General features: G+C 74.8%; 10 protein-coding genes and 1 pseudogene. 8 read left to right on the top strand and 3 right to left on the bottom strand.

The genetic code is table 11. From position 1 onward, the window contains the following. Nucleotides 1–81 precede the first annotated feature (81 nt). From B0E53_RS30840 to B0E53_RS30810, 6 genes are all read left to right on the top strand, one after another. Complete coding sequence (locus tag B0E53_RS30840) at nt 82–576, top strand: winged helix-turn-helix domain-containing protein (protein ID WP_107079206.1); 495 nt, start codon at nt 82–84, stop codon at nt 574–576. A gap of 304 nt (nt 577–880) precedes the next feature. Next, nucleotides 881–1489 (top strand): winged helix-turn-helix domain-containing protein, encoded by a 609-nt coding sequence (locus tag B0E53_RS30835; RefSeq protein ID WP_107079204.1) that lies wholly within the window; start codon nt 881–883, stop codon nt 1487–1489. 103 nt (nt 1490–1592) lie between these two features. Beyond that, a complete protein-coding gene (locus B0E53_RS30830) occupies nt 1593–2222 on the top strand; it encodes a uridine kinase (RefSeq protein ID WP_107079203.1) in 630 nt (209 codons plus the stop codon). Nucleotides 2223–2467: 245 nt separating this feature from the next. After that, nucleotides 2468–2866 carry a TraR/DksA C4-type zinc finger protein gene (locus B0E53_RS30825; RefSeq protein ID WP_107079202.1) on the top strand — a complete coding sequence of 133 codons (399 nt, stop codon included), beginning with the start codon at nt 2468–2470 and terminating at the stop codon, nt 2864–2866. A 45-nt stretch (nt 2867–2911) separates the two neighbouring features. After that, on the top strand, nt 2912–3784 hold the full coding sequence (locus B0E53_RS30820) for a DUF72 domain-containing protein (RefSeq protein WP_107079201.1): 873 nt from the start codon (nt 2912–2914) through the stop codon (nt 3782–3784). Nucleotides 3785–4080: 296 nt separating this feature from the next. Continuing rightward, nucleotides 4081–4509: a DUF2267 domain-containing protein gene (locus B0E53_RS30810; RefSeq protein WP_107079200.1), complete on the top strand. Its 429-nt coding sequence runs from the start codon at nt 4081–4083 to the stop codon at nt 4507–4509. On the opposite strand, the gene B0E53_RS40295 is transcribed toward B0E53_RS30810, so the two are convergent. The 3 genes and pseudogenes from B0E53_RS40295 to B0E53_RS30800 form a co-directional block, all read right to left on the bottom strand. After that, complete coding sequence (locus tag B0E53_RS40295) at nt 4494–4760, bottom strand: DUF72 domain-containing protein (protein ID WP_281492929.1); 267 nt, start codon at nt 4758–4760, stop codon at nt 4494–4496. The genes B0E53_RS30810 and B0E53_RS40295 overlap by 16 nt on opposite strands. A gap of 79 nt (nt 4761–4839) precedes the next feature. Then, nucleotides 4840–5304 (bottom strand): annotated as a pseudogene (locus B0E53_RS40290) (DUF72 domain-containing protein); the annotation flags it as partial. A 9-nt stretch (nt 5305–5313) separates the two neighbouring features. Further along, a complete protein-coding gene (locus tag B0E53_RS30800) occupies nt 5314–6057 on the bottom strand; it encodes a PIG-L deacetylase family protein (RefSeq protein ID WP_107079205.1) in 744 nt (247 codons plus the stop codon). Between the two features lie 288 nt (nt 6058–6345). Here B0E53_RS30800 and B0E53_RS30795 point away from each other — a divergent pair, with 288 nt between their 5' ends. Both B0E53_RS30795 and B0E53_RS30790 read left to right on the top strand, forming a co-directional pair. Beyond that, on the top strand, nt 6346–6636 hold the full coding sequence (locus B0E53_RS30795; protein ID WP_107079199.1) for a hypothetical protein: 291 nt from the start codon (nt 6346–6348) through the stop codon (nt 6634–6636). Nucleotides 6637–6644: 8 nt separating this feature from the next. Further along, nucleotides 6645–7620 (top strand): cupin domain-containing protein (locus B0E53_RS30790; protein WP_107079198.1); only part of this gene is annotated, 976 nt, incomplete at its 3' end.

Genomic DNA, 7620 nt, shown 5'->3' with positions numbered 1-7620 from the left:
GTCGTCGCCATCACCTCCCGTCCCGCCCGGCCGGGCCGCCCCGACCGGGCGATCCCGCCCCGGCCGCGTACCGCCCCGACCCTGACCATCACCCTCGACCTGGGCGCCGGCGCGCTGACGCCCGGCCTGGCCCGGCTGGTCGACCTGCTGGACGAGCTCGCCGCCTCCGGCGAGGGCCTGCTCCGGCCCGAGGAGCACCGGGCCGCCCGCACGGTGCTCGACGTGCGCCGCGCCGCCGCGCCGCCGGAGCCGCCCGTCGGGGCCGAGGAGCCCGGCACGGTACGCATCCTGACCGGCACCCGCCGGGTCCGGCACGACGGCGTCGAGGTGACCCTCACCCGGATCGAGTACGACCTGCTGCTCTTTCTCGCCGAACATCCCCGGCGGGTGTTCACCCGGCGGCAACTGCTCGCCAACGTCTGGGGCTACGAGCACGCCGTGGCCCGCACCGTGGACGTCCACGTGCGCCGGCTGCGGGCCAAGCTCGGCGTCGACACGCCGCTGGTGACCACCGTGTACGGGGTCGGCTACCGGCTCGCCGACGAGGCCCGGATCGTGGTGGACGGCGAGCGCTGAGGCCGCCCCGGCCGGCGCGCGGCGCACCCGGATCGCGGGTGCGCCGCGTTCACGTTCGCGCGCCGCCCGGCTAGCACCGGCCATTGTGAACCGGGCGGGGACCCCCCCCGGTACCGGGTCAACCCGACGCTCTGCTGTAATCAACGGGCCTCGTACAGAGAGCGAGCACGCGGCTGCGATGTGTTCGCCAATTGTCACAGTCATGCAACGCAGTCGCCCCTTGACCCTCGCACAGGCGCCGGGAAGCATCGATGAAGCGGTGTCCCGGGCCGTGGGGAGATACCCGGACCAGCCAAGGAGGACCATGTCGGTCAGCCCCGCCTCGTCGCGCGCCGGATGGCATACGTCCCAACCCGCGGTTCCGGGCCGTCCCCCCGGCGGCCAGCGTCGCCCCGCCAACACCTCGGCGCCGGTGCTCACGGTCACCCTGAACATCCCGCTGGCCGGCGAGGAGTCGCTCACCCCGGCCGCCCGCCGGCTGCTGGACGCGGCTCGTGAGCTGCTCGAACGCGGCGACGCCGTGATCAGCGCCGGTGCCGTCCCGACGGAGCGCCGCCCCGACCCGGCGCCGCCCGGCCGCTCCCCGGGGCGCCCGCTCGCGGCGACGATCCCGACCCTGCACATCCTGGCCGCGTCCCGGTCCGTGCTCCGTGACGGCGAGCCGCTGCCGCTGACCCGGCTGGAGTTCGACCTGCTGCTGCACCTCGTCGCCCACCCCCGCCGGGTGTTCACCCGGTTGCAACTTCTCAATGCCGTCTGGGGCTACGAGCACGCCGGCGTCCGCACCGTCGACGTGCACGTGCGCCGGCTGCGCGGCAAGGTCGGGGTGGACGTCCCGCTCGTCACCACGGTCTACGGCGTCGGCTACCGGCTCGCCGACGACGCCCGGGTGACCATCGACCGCACCGGCTGACGCCCCGGGTCCGGCCCCCACGTGCCGACCCTTTTCGGACGTAGCCCCGACCGCCCGGCGGATCGCGTGGTGGGCCCTCCGGGCCGCCGGGCAGGATGGTCGGATGCGCGTCCGCCCCATCACGCCCGAGCTTCTCGTCACCGATCTGGCCGCGCGGCTCGCCGGAGTCGCCGTGCCCGGCCGGCTGCGGGTGGCCGTGGACGGGCCGCCGGCCGCCGAGCCGGACGCCCTCGCCGCCGCCCTGGTCGACCCGCTGCGCGCCGCCGGCCGCCCGGTGCTGCACGTCCGGGCCGCCGACTTCCTCCGGCCGGCCTCGATCCGCCTCGAGCACGGCCGGACCAACCCCGACGCGTACTACGGGGGCTGGGTCGACGAGGCCGGCCTGCGGCGGGAGGTGCTCGACCCGGCCGGCCCCGACGGCTCGGGGCGGCTGCTGCCGTCGCTCTGGGACGCCGCCGCCGACCGGGCCAGCCGCGCCCCGTACGTCGAGCTGCCGCCCGGTGGGGTGGTCCTGGTCAGCGGCGCGCTGCTGCTCGGCGGCGGCCTGCCGTTCGACGTCGCCGTCCACCTGGTGCTCTCCCCGGCCGCACTGGACCGGCGGACCGACCCGGAGCTGCGCTGGACCCTGCCGGCCTTCGCCCGGTACGCCGACGAGGTCGACCCGGCCTCCTTCGCCGACGTGGTGGTCCGGGCCGACGACCCGCGGCACCCGGCCCTGGTCGAGGGCGGCTGACCCGGACGTAGCGCCCTCTTCCGGACGACCGACGCCGGAGCGGCAGGGACGGGCACGGTCCGAGCGGCACAACCGCGCACGAACGGCGACGAAGAACGCGGAAATCCCCGGTTTGATCGGTGGAGCGGGCGGGTAATCGCCCGGCTCACAAGGCACGGGTGATCTCACCCGGACATCCATCGGACCACGTTCCGGGGCGCTCGCCGCCCCGGAACGGTATGAGGCCCCAGGAAAGGCAGGCAGCGATGCTCGTCCACGACACGACAGCCACGGGCCGCTCCCAGGCGGAGGTCGACCAGATCCGGCAGTCCCTGAAGTCGCGGTACGACGAGCTGACCGCGGAGTACGACCAGGCCGTGCTGCAGAGCCAGGTGCTCCGGCTGGTCGAGGTCGGCGACACCGCCGGCGACGACCAGGCCGACAGCGGCACCAAGACCGCCGAGCGGGACACCGCACAGTCCCTGCTGCGCACCATCCTGGACCGGCGCGCCCAGTTCGAGCACGCCCTCACCCGGCTCGAGGAGGGCACCTACGGCTTCTGCGAGGGCTGCTCCGCGCCGATCCCCGTGGAGCGGCTGGGGATCTTCCCGTCCGCCACCTCCTGCGTGACCTGCAAGCAGACCCGGGAACGGCGGGCGGCCTGAGACATTCGGGTTGCCGGTCGGTCCCGGTAGCGGTGGACTCGCCAGATGGGTGACATCAAGGTGGGCACCGCCTCCTGGACCGACCCGACCCTGCTCGACTCCGGCTGGTACCCGGCGAGCGCCGACACCCCGGAGAAGCGGCTGTCCTGGTACGCCCGGCAGTTCCCGCTGGTCGAGGTGGACGCCACCTACTACTCGCCGCCGGCCGAGCGGACCGCGCGGCTCTGGGTGGAGCGCACGCCGCCCGGCTTCACCTTCAACGTCAAGGCGTTCAGCCTGCTGACCGGGCACCCGACCCGGGTGTCCGCGCTCTACAAGGACCTGCGCCCGGAGACGGAGAAGAAGAACGTCTACCCGGACGACCTGCCGCCGCAGGCGTACGAGGAGGTCTGGACCCGGTTCCTGTCCGCCCTCGACCCGCTGGTCGAGGCCGGCAAGCTGGGCGCCATCCTGTTCCAGTTCCCGCCCTGGTTCACCATCCGGCGGGACAACAAGCAGTACCTGCTCGAGGTGGCGCGGCGGTGCGACCCGCTGCGCCCGGTCTTCGAGTTCCGGCACGCCTCCTGGTTCGACGGCGACAACGCCGAGGAGACCCTCGGCTTTCTGCGCCAGCACGAACTGCCGTTCGTCTGCGTGGACATGCCCCAGGGCCACAAGTCCTCCGTACCGCCGGTGCTGGCGGCCACTGCGGACCTCGCGGTGGTCCGCTTCCACGGCCACAGCGACAAGTGGACCAGCAAGGACATCCACGAGAAGTTCGGCTACGACTACTCGAAGCGGGAGCTGCGCGACTGGGCGCCGAAGCTGCGTGAGCTGGCCGGCGAGGCCGAGCGCACCCACGTGCTCATGAACAACTGCTACCGCGACTACGCCCAGCGCAACGCCACCACCCTGGCGGGCCTGCTCGACGCCGGCTGACGGTTCACCCACCCGGGGTGAGGCCGCCTCACCCGATGCGCCAGCAGCATGGACGGTGTGCGCGGTCCGTCGACCGACACGACCGCGCGGCCGAGGAGGAGGTGGGGTCATGACGGTGCGGGTCGTAGCGGATCGTCGTCGCGGCGGGGTGCTGCACGTGGTCGGCAGGTCCGACCTGCCCCGGCGGGGCGCGCGGCCCGGTCGGTTCAGCCCGACCCGGCTCTGGCGGGGGCCCAGCGGGCCGCCGGGACGCACCGACGACCGACGCTGGGAAACCGATGCACGGGGGTGGGCAGATGGCTGAGCAGTTGATTTCCGCGTTCGAGTCCTCGCTGGACAAGACGAACGTGATCCTCAAGGAGATCGAGTCGGCGTACGGCTGGCCGAAGGCGCAGCGCAACCAGTCCTACGCGGCGCTGCGCACGGTGCTGCACCTGTTGCGGGACCGGATGCCGGTGCAGGAGAGCGCCGAGTTCGCCCAACAGTTGCCGGTGCTGCTGCGGGGCATCTACTTCGACGGCTGGCAGCCGGAGAACGTGCCGATCAAGTTGAACCGCGACGACTTCCTCTACGAGGTCCGCCAGGGCTTCCCGTACGACGTGGAGGGCGGTCCGCAACGGGTGGTGCAGGTGGTGCTGGACACCCTGCGCCGGCACGTGACGCAGGGCGAGTGGCAGGACGTGAAGTCCAACATGCCGCAGGACCTCGGTCAGCTGATTCCCTGACCGGACCCGTCCCCGGCCCGCTCCGCCACCCCGGCGGGGCGGGCCGGCGGCGTCCGGGTGACCGGCAGCCCGGCCCGCCGGGCCAGCGCCGCGAAGGCCACCGCGTCGACGATCGCCGCACCGCCCGGGTCGTTGTTGAAGTAGACGAACGCCGGCTCGCCGGCCGGGAAGGTGGTGGCCAGCCGGCGCACCCAGGTGGCCAGCGCGGCCCGGCCGTAGCGGGGCCAGGGCCGGGCCCGGCCCTCGTGCAGCCGCAGGTAGCCGAAAGTCGGTGGTGCGCCACAGCGGGGTGACCGGGCGGCTCAGCCGGTCGGCCCAGACCAGCGCCGCCCGGTGGCGCTCCAGGACGCGCCGGGTGTCGTCGGTCCACCAGGACGGGTGCCGGGGCTCGACCGCCACCCGCACGTCGGCAGGGAACAGCCGCAGCGTCGCGTCCAGGGCCGCCGGGTCGGCCCGCATGGTCGGCGGAAGCTGCACCAGCACCGGGCCCAGGCGGTCGCCCAGCCCGGTGGCCCGGTCCAGGAAGCGGGCCACCGGCTCGGCCGGCTCCCGCAGCCGCTTGATGTGGGTGAGGTAGCGGCTCATCTTCACCGCCACGCAGAAGTCGTCCGGCGTGCGGTCCCGCCAGGCCACGAACGTGTCCCGCTCGGGCAGCCGATAGAAGGCGTTGTTCACCTCGACGGTGGCGAACCGCGCGGCGAAGTGCTCCAGCCAGAGCCGTTGCGGCAGCTTCGCCGGGTAGAAGCGCTCGCGCCAGTCCCGGTACTGCCAGCCGGACGTGCCGACGAGGATCATCGCGGCCGCCTAGGCGAGGTCGATCCGGAAGACCTCGAAGGCGGCGCCGTACCGGACGCCCAGCCGGCCGCCGGCCGGCCGGGCCAGCCCCTCGAGGAACTCCTCGGCGTCGAAACCGCCGTCGCCGAGCCCGCTCAGGTAGGCCCCGTGCGCCCGCAGCGACGCCACCCCGCGGTCGAAGCTGGCGGTCACGTCCACCCCGTGCCGGGCCTGCGGGGAGCCGGCCGCCCACACCTCGCGGACCCGGGACCACGGCCGTACCCCGTCGGTGAGCTGCTCCGGGAAGATCCACCGGTTGCCGGCGTCGCGGACCGCGTCCAGCGTGGCCCGGCCGCAGGCGATGTGGTCGGCCTGGTTCAGCGCGTACGCCCCGTCCCAGGTGTCCCGGAAGTTGTTGGTGAGCACGATGTCCGGGCGGTGCCGGCGCACCACCGCGGCGATCTCGCGGCGCAACGCCACGCCGTACTCCAGGAGCCCGTCGGGGAGGCCGAGGAACTCCACGGTGTCCACCCCGACGACGGCGGCGGAGGCCCGCTGCTCCTCCTCCCGCAACACCCGGCTGCGCTCCGGCGGCATCCCGTCGATGCCCGCCTCGCCGCTGGTGAGCAGGCAGTAGACGACCTGCTTGCCCTGCCCGGTCCAGCGTGCCACCGCGGCGGCCGCGCCGAACTCCAGGTCGTCCGGGTGGGCCACCACGGCGAGCGCCCGCTGCCAGTCCTCGGCCAGCGGCGTCAACGGCTCCGGCTGCCCCACGGCCACCCCCTTCCCGCGTGCTCCCTCCCCGCCATCCTGGCACCGGACGCGGCCGCCCGCCGCCCGGCGACCCCGCGGACACCGGCTCCCGGGGCACCGGCGCCGTGGCCGGCGGCGGGCACTGTCAGCGGCGTGACGTGCCGCAACGGGTGACCCGCGGCGGGGCCCGGCGAACCGTCCGTGCGGCCGCGCCCGGGCGTCTACGGTGTGGTTAGAGAAGATCGGGCGTGGGGTACCACCCGCTGCACACGGACCCCGACGACGGGGCGGCACACCGAGGGAGCACCCATGGCACTCAACGACGACGACATGCAGACCACCAGCGGCGGCGGTGCCGAGGGTCCGGCCGACGGTGGCGCGACCCCGGGCCAGCAGGACGGTGGCGCCGACGGCGGTGCCGACCGGGGCGCGGAGCGTGGCGCCGACCAGGGCGCCGACCGGGGTGCGGAGGGTCCGGCCGACGGTGGTGCGACCCCCGGCCAGCAGGACGGTGGCGCGGACGGCGGCGCGGAGGGCCCGGCCGACGGTGGTGCGACCCCCGGCCAGCGCGACGGCGGCGCCGACGGCAGCGCCTCCTGACGATCGCCATGGCGCACATCGACCCGCCGGGTGGCCACGGCCGCCCGGCGGTTCCGTCTTCCGCGACCGAGGCCCTCGCCCGCTGCGTGGCCGTCGAGCCCGCCAAGTTCGCCGCCGACCACTGGGGGCGCAGCCCGCTGCTGTCCCGGGCGGCCGAGCTGCCCAACCCGGCCGGCTTCACCGACCTGCTCAGCCCCGCCGACGCCGACGAGCTGCTCAGCCGCCGCGGCCTGCGTACCCCGTTCCTGCGGGTCGCCAAGGACGGCCAGCTCGTGCCGGCGGCGCGGTACACCGGCGGCGGCGGCGCGGGCGCCGAGATCGACGACCAGGTCCTCGACGAGAAGATCCTGGCCCTGTACGCCGACGGCGCCACCCTGGTCCTCCAGGGCCTGCACCGGACCTGGCCGGCGCTTGTCGACTTCGCCCGCGACCTGGGCGCCGCGCTGGCCCAGCCGTTGCAGGTGAACGCCTACCTGACCCCGGCCGGCAGCCAGGGCTTCGCCACCCACTACGACACCCACGACGTGTTCGTGCTCCAGGTCGACGGGCGCAAGCACTGGCGGATCCACCCGCCGGTGCTGCCCGACCCGCTGGAGAAGCAGCCCTGGGGCGGCCGGGCCGACGAGGTCTCCGCCACCGCCGAGGGCCGGCCCGCGCTCGACGTGGTGCTCGAACCCGGCGACGCGCTCTACCTGCCGCGCGGCTGGCTGCACAGCGCCCAGGCGCAGGAGTCCAGCTCGCTGCACCTGACCGTCGGCATCCGGGCGCTGACCCGGTACGCCCTGGTCGAGGAACTGATGGCGCTCGCCGCCGAGGACGCCCGGCTGCGCGCCGGACTGCCGTTCGGCATCGACGTGGCCGACCCGGACGCCATCGAGCCGGAGCTGACCGAGACGGTCGAGGCGCTGCGCGACTGGCTGCTGCGGGCCGACCCCGCCGCGGTGGCCGCCCGGCTGCGCGCCCGGGCCTGGCCGGCCGCCCGCC

It is taken from the genome of Micromonospora sp. MH33 (genome assembly GCF_003013775.1).
Lineage (GTDB): Bacteria > Actinomycetota > Actinomycetes > Mycobacteriales > Micromonosporaceae > Micromonospora > Micromonospora fulviviridis.
This window is presented reverse-complemented; position numbering and strand designations above follow the sequence as displayed.

Coding starts and splice junctions, on each gene's coding strand:
- B0E53_RS30830 (WP_107079203.1), top strand. CDS start 1,593: ATGCGCGTCCGCCCCATCACGCCCGAGCTTCTCGTCACCGATCTGGCC.
- B0E53_RS30825 (WP_107079202.1), top strand. CDS start 2,468: ATGCTCGTCCACGACACGACAGCCACGGGCCGCTCCCAGGCGGAGGTC.
- B0E53_RS30835 (WP_107079204.1), top strand. CDS start 881: ATGTCGGTCAGCCCCGCCTCGTCGCGCGCCGGATGGCATACGTCCCAA.
- B0E53_RS30795 (WP_107079199.1), top strand. CDS start 6,346: ATGGCACTCAACGACGACGACATGCAGACCACCAGCGGCGGCGGTGCC.
- B0E53_RS30820 (WP_107079201.1), top strand. CDS start 2,912: ATGGGTGACATCAAGGTGGGCACCGCCTCCTGGACCGACCCGACCCTG.
- B0E53_RS30810 (WP_107079200.1), top strand. CDS start 4,081: ATGGCTGAGCAGTTGATTTCCGCGTTCGAGTCCTCGCTGGACAAGACG.